At 44.9% G+C, this 363-nt stretch carries 1 protein-coding gene; it reads right to left on the reverse strand.

Features of this window, described 5'->3' with window-relative positions:
- A partial coding sequence (locus A3729_RS32715) for a hypothetical protein (protein WP_197475741.1) occupies positions 1-363 on the reverse strand: 363 nt, incomplete at both ends.

The following is a 363-nucleotide window of genomic DNA, read 5'->3' on the forward strand; positions in this document are numbered from 1 at the left end:
AGGCGGCCTGGTGCCAAAGCAACAGAACCTAGATCAAGAACTGCGTCTTTAACAGCGTAGATGTCACGCATTGAGTGAGCGAAACCGAATGCATTCAATCCGTCTAGACCAGAAGTGTCACCACGATGGTTGTGGATTTTCAGATCGTTGATCTGAACACCAGCGATATCGATGTAAACATCTAAATCAGTGATGTTGAAGTAGCTATCCATGTGGATTTTTGAGTTCGCATCACCGTAACCAGTAGAACCAGTCACAGCATCAGAAGCTTCAGCAGCAGAGATACGACCATTACCATCAGTGTCAGTAGCGCCGAAACCATTACCATTGTTTTCGATATGGATATCTTTGTGACCCAAGTAA

It is taken from the genome of Oleiphilus sp. HI0043 (genome assembly GCF_001634935.1).